We start from the raw sequence: 17,756 nt of genomic DNA on the forward strand, positions 1-17,756 counted from the left end.
CTGAGTCGGGGAGTCAGATGGAGCAGGATCACCGCGCGTATCCGCTGACACGCGCCCAACTGGACATTTGGCTCGAGCAGGAAATGGGCCACTTCGGCGCGGAGTGGCAATTCGGCCTGCTGGTCAGGATCGAGGGTCCGGTCGAATACGACGCCCTCGAGTGGTCGATCCGCCGGGTGGTGCAGGAGGCCGAGCCGGTGCGGGTGGCCATCTTCGAAGCCGACGGTCAGGTGTTCCAGCAGGCCGTCGACGATCCGGACGCCGACCTGGCGTTCCACGATCTGAGCTCGGAAGCCGATCCCCTGCATGCCGCGCAGGAGATGGCCCTGGCGCTGCAGCGGACGCCGCTGTCGTTCGACGGTCCGCTGTTCCGATTCGCGCTCTTCGAGCTCGGATTCGACGACTACCTGCTCTTCGGCTGCTTCCACCACATCGTGATCGACGGTGCCGGACTGGGGCTGATCGGCAACCGCATTGCCGCGGTGTACTCCGCGGTGGTCAGCGGCGAGCCCGTCCCCGCCGCCTTCTTCGGCTCGCTGCAGGACCTCATCGAGTGCGAGGCCGACTACGAGGCCTCGAACGACTTCCACCGTGACCACGAATACTGGTCGGAGCATCTGCCGGCCGGCGACCCATCGGCCCGGCCCGGCCCGGCGACCGGCAGCGCGCCGAGCGCCGACGAGCTCCGGACACCGGTGCGGCTGGACCCCGCGGTCATCCGGCGCACCCAGGAGTTGGCCGACGCCTGGGGCATGCCGCGCGCAGCGGTCATCACCGCGGCGTGTGCACTACTGATGCCCGGACGTTCCGCACGGGATGCCGAGGTCGTGCTCGACTTCCCGGTCAGCCGGCGGGTGCGGCCGGAAATGCGCACGCTGCCCGGCATGGTCGCCGGCGTCGCACCGTTGGTGCTGACCCTGTCGGCCTCGTCCACGGTGGCCGACCTCTGTGAACGGGTCCACACCAAGATCGCCGAAGCGCTGGAGCATCAGCTCTATCCGGTGCACGCTCTGGAGCGCAAGCGCCGCGGCGCGGACGCCCGCCTCGACCGGGCGGTCATCGACTTCGTCCCGCACGCTTTCAGCCTCGACTTCGGGGGCGTCGCGGCGACCGCCTCGATGACCGATTCCGGCTTCGTCGGCGGTCTCGGACTGGTCTTCTCCGGCGCCGGCGACGAACTGTTCCTCAGCACGCTCGGTGCCGGCCGGCTGTTCGCCGAGTCCGGCGTCGACGATCTGGCCCGGCGGCTCGAGCGGGTGCTGATGTCGATGGTCGCCGACCCGGCGCGTCGGCTGTCGTCGATCGACGTGCTCGACGCCGCTCAGCGGACCCGGCTCCAAGCGTGGGGAAACCAGGACGAACTGGCCCGGGCCCCGCAGCCGTCCGCGTCGATTCCGGCTGCGTTCGCCGCGCAGGTGGCGCGCACCCCCGACGCGGTGGCGCTGTCCTGTGGGGACCGGTCGTGGACCTACCGCGAACTGCACGACGCATCGGACCGGCTGGCGTGGCGGCTGAAGGCTACGGGCGTGGGTGAAGGCGCGCGGGTGGGATTGTTGATGCCGCGCACCGGACCGGCCGTGGTGGCGATGCTCGCGGTGCTCAAGGCCGGTGCGGCGTACGTCCCGGTGGATCCGGCCGTGCCGGCGGCGCGGCGTGACTTCGTCCTGGCCGATGCCGACCCGGTCGTGGTGGTGGGCACTCGGCAGAGCGCCGAAGATCTTGCCGGACAGCCATTCCCGGTGATGGTGTGGGAGGACGCCACCGACGGTCCAGCCGGCACAGTCGGTGCCGAGGCGACAATGCCCGATCCGGGTGCCGACCAGGTGGCGTATGTCATCTACACCTCGGGGACGACCGGTCGCCCCAAAGGGGTGGCGGTTCCGCACGGCAACGTCACGCGGTTGCTCTCGACCCTGGACGCCGCGATGGACCTCTCGGGTCAGGTGTGGTCGCAATGCCATTCGCTCGCCTTCGATTTCTCGGTGTGGGAGATCTGGGGGGCGCTGCTCTACGGCGGTCGCGTGGTGATGGTGCCGGACGCTGTGGTGCGTTCGCCCGAAGATCTGCACACCGTACTGAGCCGCGAACAGGTGACGGTGCTCAGTCAGACGCCGTCGGCGTTCTACGCCCTGCAGGCCGCGCACGATGCGCAGATCCTGGAGCCGCTGTCGCTGGCGGCGGTGGTGTTCGGCGGGGAGGCCCTGGAACCACACCGGTTGCGACCATGGCTGGCGGCGCATCCGGACTCGCCGCGGCTGATCAACATGTACGGGATCACCGAGACGACGGTGCACGCATCCTTCCGGGAGATCGTGGCCGCCGATACCGAGGGCGCCGGCAGCCCGATCGGGGTGCCCTTGGGCCACTTGGGCTTCGTGATCCTCGACAACTGGTTGCAACCCGTACCGGTCGGCGTGGTCGGTGAGCTCTATGTGGCCGGTGCCGGGGTGGCGACCGGCTATGTCGACCGACCCGGCTTGTCGTCCTCACGCTTCGTGGCCTGCCCGTTCGGCCGGCCCGGCCAGCGGATGTACCGCACCGGGGACCTGATGTGCTGGGGTCCCGACGGTCAGCTGCGGTATGTGGGCCGGGCCGATGAACAGGTCAAGATCCGTGGCTATCGCATCGAATTGGGCGAAATCCAGGCTGCGCTGGCGGCGCTGGACGGTGTGACCGGCGCGGAGGTGATCGTGCGTGAAGACCGCCCCGGCGACAAACGCCTCGTCGGCTATCTCACCGGCACCGCCGATCCCGTACGCCTGCGCGCCGCGCTCGGCGAACGCCTGCCGGCCTACATGGTGCCCGCCGCGCTGGTGCCGATCGAGGCCTTCCCGCTGACGGTCAACGGCAAATTGGACACCCGCGCGCTGCCCGCTCCCGAGTATCAGGACGCCGACAGCTATCAGGCGCCGGCCGATGCCGTCGAGGAGATCCTGGCCGGCATCTACGCTCAGGTGCTCGGACTGGATCGGGTGGGCGTCGACGAGTCGTTCTTCGAACTCGGCGGCGACAGCATCCTGTCGATGCAGGTCGTCGCCCGCGCCCGGGCCGCCGGGGTGCTGTGCCGGCCACGCGACGTCTTCGTCGAACAGACGGTGGCTCGGTTGGCCCGGGTGGCACGGGTGGGGGACACCGACGACGAAGGAATCTTCGACGACGGCATCGGTCCGCTGCCGGCCACCCCGATCGTGCACTGGCTGCAACAGGTGCCCGGCCCGGTCGACCAGTTCAACCAGACCGTCGTCCTGCAGGCTCCGCCCGGCGCGAATGAGGCGGACGTGCGGGTGGTCCTGCGGGCGGTGCTCGACCGACACCCGATGCTGCGGCTGCGGGTGGACAGCGGCGCCGATGGCTGGACTCTGCGGGTCCCGGATTCCGCTGAGTGGCAGGATGATTCACTTCTACAGGCCGTCGAAGAACTGACCGACGAGGCGATCGTCGCCGCGCGTTCGCGGCTGGACCCGGCCGCCGGGCGGATGCTCAGCGCCCTGTGGGTGGCCCCGCTGGGGCAGGTGGTGGTCATCGCCCACCACCTGGCTGTCGACGGCGTGTCCTGGCGCGTCCTGGCCGCGGATCTCGACCTCGCCTGGGCGCAGCACCGCGCCGGGCAGCCGGTGACGCTGCCGGCGCCCGAGACGTCGTTCGCCCGGTGGGCGACACTGTTGCAGGAGTATGCCCACCGCGGCGACGTCGTCTCCCACGCCGAGGCCTGGCGGCGCATCGCCGCGACCCCGCCCGGACTGCCGGCCCCGGACCCACAGGCCGACACCTACGCCACCGCCGGCGCCTTGTCTGTCGAGCTGGACGCCGACACCACGGCCATGCTGCTCGGCGAGGTGCCCGCCGCCTTCCACGCCGGTGTCAACGACATCCTGCTGATCGCCTTCGGCCTGGCCTACGCGGAATTCCTCGGCGCGCTGGGTGCAGCCTCGGAGCCGATCTGCATCGATGTCGAAGGGCATGGCCGGCAACCGGATTCGGTGGGCGACGGTGAGCTCGACCTGTCCCGCACGGTGGGCTGGTTCACCGCCAAGTATCCGGTGTCGGTCGAGGTGGGCGGGCTGACCTGGGCACAGGTGGTCTCCGGTGACGCCCGGCTCGGGACCGCGGTCAAGGCGGCCAAGGAACAGGTGCGCTCCCAGCCCGACGGTCTGACCTACGGCGTGCTGCGGTACCTGAACGACGAGATCCACCTCGATGACGCCGATCCGCCGATCGCCTTCAACTATCTGGGCCGCCAAGGTGCGACGGCCACCGGTGCGGGATGGACGATCCGCCCCGACGGTGCGACGGTGACCCGGCTCGCGGCGGCGGTACCGATGCCGCTGATGCACACCGTGGAACTCAACGCCGTCACCGTCGACACCGATGCCGGACCGCGGCTGCGCGCCGACTGGACCTGGGCGACGTCGGTGCTGAACCCGGCGCAGATGACGCGGCTGAGCGAGCTGTGGTTCGACGCGCTGACCGGGGTCTGCGCGCATGTGCGCGGCGGCGGTGGCGGATTGACACCCTCGGACATCGCGGTGGGCCTCAGCCAGGCGCAGCTCGACGAACTGCAGCAGCAATATGCGGATAGCTGACGTCCTGCCCCTGACGCCGCTGCAACAGGGGCTGCTGTATCTCACCGCGGCCGAATCCGGGGACGATGTCTACGCCGTCCAGTTGGACATCACCCTGCGTGGTCCACTGGACCACGACCGGTTACACGATGCCGTGCAGAAGGTGGGCAGCCGCCATCCCCATCTGCTCGCGCGCTTTTCGCAGCGCTTCGCCGACCCGGTGCAGATCATCCCGGCCGACCCCGACGTGCCATGGCAGTACCGCGATCTGAGCGGGCAGCCGACCGGCCTGGATGCGGAGATCGACCGGCTGTGCGCCGCCGAGCGGGTCGCGGTCTGCGCGCTCGCCGATCAGCCGCCGTGGCGCGCGACGCTGATCCGCACCGGTGGCGATGAGCACCGGTTCGTGCTCACCAACCACCACATCGTGCTCGACGGCTGGTCCTTACCGATCCTGCTGGGAGAGTTGTTCGCCTGCTACCACGGCCGGCGACTTCCGCCACCGGTGCCCTACCGCAGATTCGTCAACTGGCTGGCCGGCCGGGATTCCGACGCCGCCCGCACCGCATGGGCCGAAGTCCTCGACGGCTTCGACACGCCCACGCTGATCGGTCCGGCCGGCGTCACGGGTCAGGGGGTGCGAGACGTCGCCCGCTTCGAGGTCGACCCCCAGACCACCCGGGCTCTCGGGGAGCTCGCCCGGACCTGCCACACCACGGTCAGCACCGTGCTGCAGGCGGCGTGGGCGCGACTGCTGATGTCGCTGACCGGTCAGGCCGACGTCACTTTCGGGACCACGGTGTCCGGTCGGCCGGCCGAGATGTTCGGTGCCGACGCGATGGTCGGACTGATGATCAACACCGTCCCGGTGCGGGCCGATATCACCGCGCGCACCAGCACCGCCGACCTGCTCGGCCGGCTCCAGCAGGCCTACACCCAGACGCTGGACCATCAGCACCTGGCGCTCAACGAGATTCAGCGTCTCACCGGACTGGACAACCTCTTCGACACTTTCTTCGTCTACGAGAACTATCCGATCGACGCCACCGCGGTGTCGGGCGGCGACGGGCTGGCGGTCACCGCATTCGCCCACCGCGAAGCCACGCACTATCCGCTGGCCGTACAGGCGCTTCCCGGGGACGCACTGGCCCTGCGGGTCGAGTACGACACCGGCGCCTTCCGCGCCGCCGAGATCACCGCATTCGCCGCCAGATTCACCCGCATCCTGGCGGCGATGATCGCCGACCCCACCCGCCCGCTGTCGGCGATCACCATCCTCGACGACGCCGAACTCGCCCGCGCGGAGCGCTGGAGCAACCGCGCCGCGCTGCGCGGCGGCCCCCGTACGCCGAAGACGATCCCGGAGCGGTTCGCCGCACAGGTCGCGCACAGTCCGGACGCACCGGCACTGACCTGGGGTCAAAAGACCTGGAGCTACCGCGAACTCGACGACGCCGCGGACCGATTCGCGCATCTGCTGGCCGGTCGGGGGATCGGTCCGGGCCGGCGGGTGGCCCTGCTGTTGCCGCGCTCGGACGAGGCGATCGTGTCCATCCTGGCGGTGCTCCGAACCGGTGCGGCCTACGTGCCGATCGATCCGAGCGCACCGGCGGCGCGGATGCAACTCATCCTCGACGACGCCGCGCCGCAAGCGGTCATCACCACCGCGGAGCTGGCCGACCGGCTGGTGGGACGTGGGATACCGATCATCGACGCCGGCGACGTGGTCACGGCGCCGGTCCCGGTCGGCGATGCGTTGGCCGGTCCCCGCCCCGACGACCTGGCCTACCTGATCTACACCTCGGGCACCACCGGTGTGCCCAAGGGGGTGGCCATCAGCCACGACAACGTCACCGAGCTGCTCGGGGCGCTCGAGAGCCACCTGGACATGGCCGGCCAGGTGTGGTCGCTGTGGCATTCGCTGGCCTTCGACGTCTCGGTCTGCGAGATGTGGGGCGCACTGCTCTACGGCGGCCGGTTGGTGGTCGTCCCCGAGTCGGTCGCACGTGCGCCGGAGGAATTCCACGCACTGCTGGCCGACGAACAGGTCACCGTGCTCAGCCAGACCCCATCGGGGTTCTACGCGTTGCAGACCGCCGACGAACACGCCCCCGAGGTGAGCCGTCGGCTGCGCCTCGGGGCGGTGTTGTTCGCCGGCGAAGCGCTCGAGCCCCAGCGTCTGCAGAGCTGGCGGACGCGTCACCCCGAGACGCCCCGGTTGCTCAACCTCTACGGCACCACCGAGACCACGGTGCACGCATCGTTCCGGGAGATCGTCGACGCCGATCTGGGCGGTGACGCCAGCCCGGTCGGCGGTCCGCTCGCCGGTCTGGCGTTCTTCGTCCTCGACCGGTGGCTGCGTCCGGTCCCCGCCGGGGTGATCGGGGACCTGTACGTGGCCGGTCCGCAGGCCGGACTCGGGTATTGGCGCCGGGCCGGCCTGTCCGCGACGCGCTTCGTGGCCTGCCCGTTCGCTCCCGGACAGCGGATGTACCGCACCGGCGATCTGGTGTGGTGCGGCGAGGACGGAGACCTGCGATATGCGGGCCGCGCCGACGAGCAGGTCAAGATCCGCGGCTATCGCATCGAGATCGGTGAGGTGCGGTCGATCCTGGCCGCGGTGGACGGTGTGGAGCAGGCCGTGGTGCTGGCTCGGGAGGACCGCCCCGGCGACAAACGGCTCGTCGGCTACGTCACCGGCCGGCTGGATCCCGCGGCGGTACGTGCCGCAGTGGCCGACCGGTTGCCGGACTACATGGTGCCCGCCGCGATCATGGTGATCGATGCGCTTCCGCTGACGGTCAACGGGAAACTCGACCGGCGCGCCCTACCGGCGCCCGACTACCAGGGCGCCGACGGTTACCGCGCCCCGGGCACCGCCGTCGAGGAGATCCTCGCCGGGATCTATGCCCGCGTCCTGGGTGTCGAGCGCGTCGGGGTGGACGATTCCTTCTTCGCCCTCGGCGGTGATTCGCTGTCGGCGATGCGATTGGTCGCCGCGGTCAACACCGGACTCGACACCGCCCTGTCGGTGCGCGCCCTCTTCGAGGCGCCGACCGTCGCACAGCTCGCGCCGCGGATCGGCGGAGCGGCTCGTGGCCCCGAGCCGCTGACCGCCGTCGCGCAGCGTCCCGCCGCGATCCCGCTGTCCTTCTCGCAGAACCGGCTGTGGTTCCTCGACCAGCTGCAGGGCCCGTCACCGACGTACAACATGCCGGTGGCGCTACGGCTGCACGGACGACTGAACGCCGAGATGCTGGGGGTGGCGCTCGGCGACGTGGTGCGCCGCCACGAAAGTCTGCGCACCCGCTTCCTCGCCCCCGACGGAGTCCCGCAACAGCTGGTGGTGCCCGCCGACGACGCCGATTTCGGGTGGGAGATCGTCGACGCCACCGGCTGGTCGCAGACCCGCCTCGACGAGGCCGTGGGTGCGGTCGCCCGGCACCCGTTCGACCTGGCGTCCGAAATCCCCATGCAGGCCCGGCTGTTCCGGGTCAGTGCCGACGACCACGTGGTGGTGGCGGTGGCGCACCACATCGCCGCCGACGGGCTATCCGTGGCACCGCTGGTGCAGGACCTCGGGGTCGCCTATCTGTCCCGGTGCGCCGGGCTGGACCCGATGTGGACCGAACTGCCCGTTCAATACGTCGACTACACGCTATGGCAGCGCGCCCAATTCGGCGACCTCGACGATGCGGACAGTCTCATCGCCGCTCAGCTGGGCTACTGGCAGGATGCGTTGGCCGGAATGCCCGAACGGGTGGAGCTGCCCACCGACCGGCCCTATCCGCCGGTGGCCGACCAGCGCGGCACCACCACGACCTTCCGCTGGTCCACCCACACCCAGCAGCGGATCGCCGAGGTCGCCCGCGAACACAATGCGACCAGTTTCATGTTCATGCAGGCCGCCCTGGCGGTGTTGCTGTCCAAACTGAGCGCCGAGACCGATGTGGCGGTCGGCTTTCCGATCGGTGGCCGCCGCGACCCGGCGCTCGACGAATTGGTCGGATTCTTCGTCAACACCCTGGTGCTGCGGGTCGATCTCGACGGCGACCCGTCCGTCGCCGACGTGCTGGCCCAGGTTCGCCAGCGCGCGCTGGCCGCCTACGAGAACCAGGACGTCCCATTCGAAGTCGTGGTCGACCGGCTCAGCCCCCACCGTTCGTTGACCCACCACCCGCTGGTGCAGGTGATGCTGGACTGGCGCAATCTTCCCGCCGAGGCCAGCGATCAGATCGTGATGGCCCTCGGCGATCTGCAGATCACCCAGATCCCGCTGCAGACCAGCACCGCCCGAGTCGATCTCGCCTTCTCGCTGAACGAACGCTGGACCAGAACCGGCGACGCCGCGGGGATCGGCGGCGCGGTGGAATTCCGCACCGACGTCTTCGACACGGCGAGCATCGAGACACTGGTCGAGCGGCTGCACCGGGTCGTCACCGCGATGACCGACGATCCGTCCCAACGGATTTCATCGGTGTCCGTGCTGGGGGAGCCGGAGTCGGCCCGGCTCGACGCCGTGGGCAACCGCGAGGTGCTCACCGCGCCGGCGCCGGCGCCGGCGTCCGTTCCGCAGCTGTTCGCCGCCCGGGTCGCCGCCGCCCCCGAGGCGGTCGCGATCAGCGACGCGGGCCGGCACCTGACCTATCGCGAACTCGACGAGGCAGCTGACCGCCTTGCCCGGCTACTCGTGGATCGGGGCGTGCGCCCGGGAACATGTGTGGCGTTGCTGCTGGAGCGATCCGCCGACGCCGTGGTCGCGATGCTGGCGGCGCTGAAGACCGGGGCGGCGTACCTGGCCATCGATCCCGCGCTCCCGGACTCCCGGATCGAGTTCCTGCTCGCCGACGCCGCGCCCGATGCCGTGATCACCGATCCGACGCGGGCATCGCGGGTCACCGGTCTGGGCCCGCGGGTGATCCATCTCGACGAGAATTCCGGCGATCCGCGCACCACCGCACTGCCGGTGCCGTCGGCCGACGACATCGCGTACCTCATCTACACCTCGGGCACCACCGGAACACCCAAGGGTGTCGCGCTGTCGCACCGCAACCTCGCCCACCTCGCCGATTCCCCGCCCGAAGGACTTCCCGCACAACAGGTCTGGACGCAGTGCCACTCGTACGCCTTCGATTTCTCGGTCTGGGAGATCTGGGCCGCGCTACTCGGCGGCGGGCGGCTGGTGATCGTGCCCGACGAGGTGGTGCGCTCACCGGAGGACTTCCACACCCTGCTGGTCGAGGAGCAGGTCAACGTCCTCACCCAGACTCCGTCCGCGGTGGCGGCGCTGCGGCCCGACGGTCTGGAATCGGTGGCGCTGCTGCTCGGTGGCGAGGCGTGCCCACCGGAGGTGATCGAGCAGTGGGCGCCCGGCCGGGTCGTGATCAACGCCTACGGCCCCACCGAAGTCACGGTGTACGCGTCGATGAGCGCACCCCTGCAGCCCGGTGCGGAGGTGCCGATCGGCGCACCACCGCCCACCGTGGCGCTGTTCGTCCTGGACGGGCGGATGGGCCGCGTGCCCGAAGGTGTCGTGGGGGAGTTGTATGTCGCCGGCCGCGGCGTCGGGATCGGCTACCTGGGCCGAACCGATCTGACGGCGTCGCGCTTCGTGGCGTGCCCGTTCGGCCCGGCCGGGGCGCGCATGTACCGAACCGGTGATCTGGTCCGGTGGCGCTCCGACGGACAGCTGCACTACGTCGGACGCGCCGACGAGCAGGTCAAGATCCGCGGCTACCGCATCGAACCCGGTGAGGTCCAGGCGGTGCTGGCCGGACTCGACGGGGTGGAGCACGCCGTGGTGATCGCCCGCGAGGACCGCCCCGGCGACCCCCGCCTGGTCGGCTACATCACCGGTTCGGCCGATCCGGTCAAGGCCCGCGCGGCGCTGGCCGAGCGGTTGCCGGCCTACCTGGTCCCCGCCGCGGTGCTGGCGCTGGCGGCGCTGCCGTTGACCGTCAGCGGAAAGCTGGACCGGCGTGCCCTGCCCGCCCCCGACTATCAGGACGAGCAGACCTACCGCGCCCCGGCCACGCTGACCGAGGAGATGCTGACGGGCCTCTTCGCCACCGTCCTCGGACTGGAGCGGGTGGGCGTGGACGACTCGTTCTTCGACCTCGGCGGGGATTCGCTGTCGTCGATGCGCCTGATCGCCGCCGTCAACGCCACGATGGGGGCCACCCTGGCGGTCCGTACCGTGTTCGAAGCGCCGACGGTGGCCCAGTTGGCGCTGCGCGTCGGTACGGAATCCGGCCACCTCCAGCCGCTGACACCCCAGCGGCGACCCCCGGTGATCCCGCTGTCCTTTGCGCAGAGCCGACTCTGGTTCATCGACCAATTGCAGGGCCCGTCAGCGGTGTACAACCTCGCCGTCGCCCTGCGGCTGCGTGGATGCCTGGACGCGGATGTGCTGGGCGCCGCGTTGGCCGACGTGGTGGGCCGCCACGAAAGCCTGCGCACGCTGTTCGACGCACCTGACGGTGTCCCGCGGCAGGTGGTGATCGACAGCGGCGACGCCGAGGTGGGCTGGCAGGTGGTCGACGCCGCCGGCTGGTCCGATGCCCGCTTGAGTGCGGCCATCGAGCAGACCGCTCAGGCCACCTTCGACCTCGCCACCGAGATCCCGCTGCGCACCAGGCTGTTCCGGGTCAGCGAAGACGACCACGTGTGGGTGGCCGTGGTGCACCACATCGCCGCCGACGGCTGGTCGATCGGTCCGCTGGTCACGGATCTGGGCCTGGCCTACACCGCGCGCTGCGCCGGAACAGCTCCCGGCTGGGCCGACCTGCCGGTGCAGTACGTGGATTACACGCTGTGGCAACGGTCGCAGTTCGGCGAGCTCACCGACGCCGACAGCCGCATCGCCGCCCAGCTGGCCTACTGGGAGCAGACGCTGGCAGAACTCCCGGAACGCCTGGTGCTCCCGGCCGATCGGCCCTACCCGCAGGTCGCCGATCAGCGGGGCGCCACCGTGGCGGTGGACTGGCCGGCCGATCTGCAGCAGCGGATCAACCGGATGGCACGCGAACGCGGCGCCACCGGTTTCATGGTGATGCAGGCCGCGCTGGGGGTGCTGCTGTCCAAGCTCAGCGGGAGTTCGGATGTGGCGGTCGGCTTCCCGATCGCGGGCCGGCGGGACCCGGCACTCGACGGGCTGGTCGGATTCTTCATCAACACCCTCGTGCTGCGTCTCGATCTGGGCGGTGACCCCAGCCTCGCCGAGGTGCTCGACCAGGTCAGGACGCAGTCGCTGGCCGCCTACGAAAACCAGGATGTGCCGTTCGAGGTGGTGGTCGAGCGGCTCAACCCCACCCGATCGCTGACTCACCATCCGCTGGTGCAGGTGATGCTGGCCTGGCAGAACCTGCCCGCCGACACCACCGATCCCACGACGGCCGGACTGTCGCTGGGGGAGGTGGACATCACCCGGATCCCGGTGGACACCCATGCGGCGCGGATGGATCTGTCGTTCTCGCTGGCCGAACGGTTCGACGCGGCAGGGCAGGCCACCGGGATCGGCGGATTCGTCGAGTACCGCACCGACGTCTTCGACGCATCCACCATCGAGGCGCTGATCGCGCGGTTGCGCCGTGTCCTCGACGCGATGACCGCCGATCCGGCCCGGCGGCTCTCCTCGGTCGATGTACTCGACGAGCGCGAACACGCCCGATTGGACGGCTGGGGCAACCGGGCGGCGCTGACCGCGCCGGCCGCCACGCCGCGCTCGATACCGTCGGCATTCGCCGCTCAGGTGCACCGCAGCCCTGATGCGGTGGCGATCACCTGCGGCGAGCGGTCGTGGACCTACCGGGAGCTCGACGAAACATCGAATCGGTTGGCGCGCTTGCTGATCAGTCGTGGTGTGCACACCGGCCAGCGAGTGGCGCTGCTGATGCCGCGCACCGCCGAGGCGGTGGCGGCGATCCTGGCGATCGTCAAGACCGGTGCCGCCTACGTGCCGATCGATCCCGCGGTACCGGCGGCGCGCCGGGAACACGTCCTGACCGATGCCGCGCCGGTCGCGGCGATCACCACCGCCGAGCTGGCCGACCGGTTCGCCGGCTTCGACATCCCCGTCCTCGACGTCGCCGACCCGGCCGTCGGACAGTGCAGCCCAGCAGCGCTTCCCGCGCCGGCCGCCGACCAGGTCGCCTACATCATCTACACCTCGGGCACGACCGGGATGCCGAAGGGCGTGGCCATCCCGCACCGCAACGTCACCAGGCTCCTCGAGACGCTGGACGTGGAGATGGACCTGACGAATCAGGTCTGGACCCAGTGCCATTCACTGGCGTTCGACTACTCGGTGTGGGAGATCTGGGGTCCGTTGCTCTACGGCGGCCGGCTGCTGGTGGTACCCGACGCGGTGGTGCGATCCCCGGAAGACCTCCACGCGCTGCTGGCCGCCGAACAGGTGACGGTGCTCAGCCAGACCCCGTCGGCGTTCTACGCGCTGCAGGCGGCCGATGCGCTGCAACCGCAGGTGCGGCTGACCCTGAAGGCGGTCGTGTTCGGTGGGGAAGCGCTGGAACCGCACCGGCTCGGTCCATGGCTGGAAACCCACCCGGAAGCGCCCCGCCTGATCAACATGTACGGCATCACCGAGACCACGGTGCACGCGTCGTTCCGGGAGATCTCCGGCCAGGACGTCGCCGCAGCCGTGAGTCCGATCGGGGTCCCGCTGGCCCATCTGGGATTCTTCGTGCTCGACGACGCGCTGCGTCCGGTGGCACCCGGGGTGGTCGGTGAGCTGTACGTCGCCGGTGCGGGATTGGCGTACGGCTACATCGGGCGTGCCGGTCTGAGCGCGACCCGGTTCGTGGCCTGCCCGTTCGGGGCGGCCGGGGAACGCATGTACCGCACCGGGGACGTGATGTGCTGGGGCCCCGACGGCGAGCTGCGCTACCTCGGCCGGGCCGACGAGCAGGTCAAGATCCGCGGCTACCGCATCGAACTCGGCGAAGTCCAGGCTGCGCTGGCCGCGCTGGACGGTGTCGCCCAGGCCGAGGTGATCGCCCGGGAAGACCGTCCCGGGGACAAACGTCTGGTCGGCTACGTGACCGGTGCACCGTCGCTGGATCCGGTGCGGCTGCGGGCCGCGCTGGCCGAGGGACTGCCCGACTACATGATCCCGTCGGCGGTGGTGGTGGTCGACGCCATGCCCCTGACGGTCAACGGCAAACTCGACAAGCGGGCCCTGCCGGCACCCGAATACCAGGACGTCGACTCCTACCGCGCGCCCGCCGACGCGCTGGAGGAAACCCTGGCCGGTATCTACGCCCAGGTGCTCGGACTCGCGCGGGTGGGCGTCGACGAATCCTTCTTCGAACTCGGCGGCGACAGCATCCTGTCCATGCAGGTGGTTGCCCGGGCGAGGGCCGCCGGTGTGTTGTGCCGGCCCCGCGACGTCTTCGTCGAGCAGACCGTGGCCCGGCTCGCGCGGGTGGCCCGGGTGGCCACCGGTTCCGACGAGGCCGTCGACGACGGTGTCGGAACGCTGTGCGCGACACCGATCATCCACTGGCTGGCGCAGGTGCCGGGGCCGGTGGACCAGTTCAACCAGACGGTGGTGGTGCAGGCACCGGTCGGTGCCACCGAAGCCGATGTGGCGCTGGTGCTGCAGGCCGTGCTGGACCGCCACGCGATGTTGCGGCTGCGGGTGGCCGGCGACGACGGCGCCGAGAATGCGGACTGGTCGATGACGGTTCCGGAACCCGGAGCGGTACAGGCGCTGTCGTGTCTGCACACCGTCGACGCCCTGACCGACGACGCGGTGGTCGCCGCGCGGTCGCGGTTGAATCCGGCCGCAGGTGACATGGTGAGGGCACTGTGGGTGCCCACCACCGGTCAGCTGGTGCTGATCGCACACCATCTCGTGGTCGACGGGGTGTCATGGCGAATCCTGTTGGAGGACATCAACCTCGCCTGGGCGCAACACCGGGGCGGACAGCCGGTGGAGCTACCGGCGCCCGGAACGTCGTTCGCCCGGTGGGCGGCGGTGCTGGCCGACCATGCGCGGCACCCGCGGATCGTCGCGCACGCGCCGGTGTGGCGCGAGATCATGACCGTCCCGGCGCCACTGCCCGCCGTGCGACCGGATCTGGACACCTACGCCGACGCCGGCAGCCTCACCGTCGAGCTGGATTGCGAGACGACCCGGCTGCTGCTCGGCGAGGTGCCCGCGGCCTTCCACGCCGGGATCAACGACATCCTGCTCATCGCCTACGGTCTGGCGCTCGCGGAGTTCTGCGGGGCGCTCGGTGACAGCGCCGCGGCTCCCATCGTGATCGACGCCGAAGGTCACGGCCGGCAGGAGGAGCTGCCCGACGCCGTCGCCGAGGAGGCGATCGACCTGTCCCGCACCGTCGGCTGGTTCACCACGAAATACCCGGTGGCACTGACCATCGGCGGCGACCTGACCTGGGCCCAGGTGCGGGCCGGCGGACCCGAAATGGGGGCGCTGGTCAAGGACGGTAAGGAGCAGCTGCGCAGCCTCCCGGACGGGCTGACCTACGGCCTGCTGCGCTACCTCAACGACGACGTCGACCTCAGCGGGGCCGATCCCACCATCGGGTTCAACTATCTGGGCCGGTTGGGTGCCGGGGCCGGCGAGGTATCCGGAGACATCTGGGAGATCAGGCAGGACGGCTGGACGGTGACCGGCGCCGCCGCCGCCATTCCCATGCCGCTGATGCACACCGTCGAACTCAATGCCGGTACGGTCGACACCGCGGTGGGCCCACGCCTGCGGGCGGGCTGGACCTGGGCCCGCTCGGCGCTGGACCAGACCCAGGTGAACCGACTGAGCGAGTTGTGGTTCGACGCACTGGCCGGCATCTGCGCCCACGTCCGCGCCGGCGGCGGAGGGCTGACGCCGTCGGACATCCGGCCCGCCCGCCTGACTCAGCGACAGATCGATGAATTGTCGCCCGGCGGCGGGGTCGCCGACATCCTGCCGTTGACCCCGCTGCAGCAGGGGCTGCTGTTCCATGCCGGCGTCGCCCGCGGCTGCGGAGACGACGTGTACGCGGTTCAGCTGGACGTCACGCTGACCGGCCGACTGGATCCGCACCGACTGCACGAGGCGGTCCAGTCGGCGGTGCAGCGCCACCCGAACCTCGCGGCGCGCTTTCATGCCGACTTCGACGAGCCGGTCCAGATCGTTCCCGACCACCCCGACGTGCCATGGCAGTACGTCGATCTCAGCGCCCCGGGATGCGACCGCCAGGGGCGGATCGCGCAGCTCTGCGCGCTCGAACGCGCCGCGGTCTGCGATCTGACCGGCCGGCCGCCGTTGCGGGCTGCGCTGATCCGCACCGCCCCCGACGAGCACCGGTTCCTGCTGACCAACCATCACATCGTGCTCGACGGTTGGTCCGTGCCGATCCTGCTCGGCGAGATCTTCGCCGGGTATTACGGACAGTGGCTTCCCGCGGCCGAGCCCTACCGCCGATTCATCGCCCGGCTGGCCGAGCGCGACGTATCGGCGGCCCGCGCCGCGTGGGCCGAGGCGTTCGCCGGTTTCGACACCCCCACGCTGGTGGGATCCGTCGACCCGCTGCGGCCCGGCCCCCGCGACGTGCTGTGCCACCGCCTCACCGAGCCGACCACCCGGGCCCTGGGCGAACTGGCGCGGGCGCACCACACCACGGTCAGCACCGTGCTGCAGGCGGCGTGGGCACAGCTGGTGTGCGGCCTCACCGGCCGCCGCGACGTCGCCTTCGGAGCCGTCGTCTCCGGCCGGCCCGACGATGTGACAGGGGCCGACTCCATGGTCGGGCTCTTCATCAACACCGTTCCGGTGCGGGCCGTCATCACGTCCACGACCAGCACCGCCGAACTGCTCGACCAGCTGCACGACGGACGCAACCGCACCCTCGACCACGAGCATCTGGCGCTCGCCGAGATTCACCGCAGCACCGGCCATCGCGAGCTTTTCGACACCGTCTTCGTCTACGAGAACTATCCGACCGATGCGGCCAAACTGTCGGGCACCGACGGACTGGCGGTCACCGGAATCGCCCACCACGACCTCTACCACTACCCGCTGGCAGTCCAGGCCGTGCCCGGCCCCGAGCTCGACCTGCGGATCCAGTACCGCGCCGACATCTTCGACCGGGAGCGCATCGCCGGGTTCGCCGAGCAGATCCAGCGAACCGTGGTGGCGATGATCACCGACCCCACCCAGCCGCTGCTGCCGGCCGATCCGCCCGACTGTGACGGGGCGACCCGCGCCGCCGAGCGGCCCGGGCCCGGCTACCGGCCCGGATACGCTGCGCCACAGACGCTTTCCGAGCGGACCGTGGCGGGCATCTATGCCGAGCTGCTCGACTTCCCCCGGATCGGGGTCGACGACTCGTTTTTCGACCTCGGCGGGGATTCGCTCACCGCGCTCAGGGCCGTCGCGAAGGTCAACGCGGTGTTCGCGACCGAGTTACCGGTCAGCGCACTGTTCGACGCCCCCAGCGTCGCGCAGTTGTGTCAGCTGCTCACCAGACACACGGCACGAGACGGTATCTGACCTCCAGGGTGTAGTCGCGGTAGCCGGCCAGTTCCTGGCGCAGCATGGTCTCCTCGTCGCGAATCCGGGAGACCAGCACGAGCAGGCCCGGGACGACGAACACGAGTGCCCACCAGGAGCCGAGCGCCAGCGGGATACCCACCAGCATGACGACGTTGGCCGAGTACATCGGGTGGCGCACCAGCCCGTACAGACCTGTCGAGACGACGGCCTGACCCGCCTCCACCTGAACGGTGGTCGACGCGTAATGATTCTGGCGGGCCACCAACACCACTGCGCCCAGGCCGAGCGCGACCAGGAGGTCACCGGCCACCCAGACCGCGGTCGGCACCGTCGACCAGCCGAACCGATGGTCGAGCCCACTGACCACACACATCGCCGCCAGCGACAGGTACAGCCCGGCCATGACGACCTTCTGCACGGTACGACCCTCGGCGACCGGACCGCCGCGCAGACGACGTTGCAGCGCAGCGGGATCGGTGAGCTGCACGACGATGCTCGGCAGCCAGGCCGACAGGGTGAACACCGCGAGGAAGAGCCAGGCCTGCGGATAGTCCAACGTGCCGGCGGGCGGGAAGACCAGCAGCGCGATCGCCACCGCCTGGACGAGCCCCGACGTCAACACCGTGACCAGAGGTCTCACGCGTACTTCCTCTCCTCGCTCATCCGGGTGG

Annotated in this window: 3 protein-coding genes; 2 read left to right on the forward strand and 1 reads right to left on the reverse strand. The window is 70.3% G+C overall.

Going from position 1 to position 17,756, the window contains the following annotated elements; translation table 11 throughout:
- The first annotated feature begins 17 nt into the window (after positions 1–17).
- Entirely contained in the window at positions 18–4,583 is a 4,566-nt protein-coding gene (locus ACN27E_RS03645) for an amino acid adenylation domain-containing protein (RefSeq protein ID WP_422746644.1), read from the forward strand.
- On the forward strand, positions 4,570–17,082 hold the full coding sequence (locus tag ACN27E_RS03650; RefSeq protein WP_422746645.1) for an amino acid adenylation domain-containing protein: 12,513 nt from the start codon (positions 4,570–4,572) through the stop codon (positions 17,080–17,082). The genes ACN27E_RS03645 and ACN27E_RS03650 overlap by 14 nt, the downstream gene beginning before the upstream one ends.
- On the opposite strand, the gene ACN27E_RS03655 is transcribed toward ACN27E_RS03650, so the two are convergent.
- Positions 17,051–17,725, reverse strand: a complete 675-nt coding sequence (locus tag ACN27E_RS03655) for a methyltransferase family protein (RefSeq protein ID WP_422746646.1) — start codon at positions 17,723–17,725, stop codon at positions 17,051–17,053. The two genes, ACN27E_RS03650 and ACN27E_RS03655, sit on opposite strands and share 32 nt — an antisense overlap.
- Positions 17,726–17,756 lie beyond the last annotated feature (31 nt).

The sequence above is a fragment of the Mycobacterium sp. WMMD1722 genome (genome assembly GCF_049315205.1).
Taxonomy (GTDB): Bacteria; Actinomycetota; Actinomycetes; order Mycobacteriales; family Mycobacteriaceae; genus Mycobacterium.